This window comes from Pedobacter sp. 01N416, assembly GCF_056399685.1.
This window is the reverse complement of sequence record NZ_JBFTRT010000975.1, coordinates 1-802: the sequence shown is the minus strand read 5'-3', so window position 1 is coordinate 802 and position 802 is coordinate 1. Positions and strand designations below refer to the sequence as shown.

Genomic DNA, 802 nt, shown 5'->3' with positions numbered 1-802 from the left:
GGGTAAATAATAAATTACAGATTACAGCTATAGGCGGATATACCGATCTACAACGATCAACCCACACCGTTATCCATAATTTTACAAACAACACAGAACGATTAAGTGACGATAAGGGTGAACAAGATATAGCAAAATTCAACTCAGCTATTTTTAGGTCAACTGCAATTTACACCTTAAATAAATCAGTTTCATTTCAGCCTGGTATCGAATACAATAGAGATGCTGCTAGCGGGCAAAGGATTAACGGTGCGCCTGTAATTAATGATTATGCCGCGTTTATTTCTGCCGAGATTAAACTTGACAATGGAATAAGTGTAAGACCAGGATTGAGGTTTATTAAAAACTCCATTTACGATGCCCCTCCTGTAATTCCATCATTAAATACCAAATTTACTTTAACCAAAGATTTAGATCTTCGATTGGCTTACGCTAAAGGTTTTCGTTCTCCAGCACTGAGGGAACTATATTACGATTTTGTAGATGCGAGTCATAATATTTTGGGTAACCCCAATTTAAAAGCCGAAGAATCGAACAGTTTTAATGGCTCTTTGGCTTGGGCCGGTATACATGAAAAAGATCTGCAGTTCCGTTCTACGTTATCGGGTTTCTACAATTTGTTTAAAAACAGGATTAATTTTGCTCAGTCACCAACAGATAACTCCATAACCTCGCTATTTAATGTAGATAAGTATAAAACAACAGGTGCTACGTTAGACAATACATTGATTTATAAAGATATTCAGGCTACACTTGGCGTCTCGTATATCGGCCGATACAATGATTTAAGCGTGAGTAATCC

General features: G+C 36.9%; 1 protein-coding gene. It reads left to right on the top strand.

The features are described from left to right. On the top strand, nucleotides 1-802 hold an 802-nt coding region (locus tag AC1DND_RS28765), incomplete at both ends, for a TonB-dependent receptor plug domain-containing protein (protein WP_477586370.1).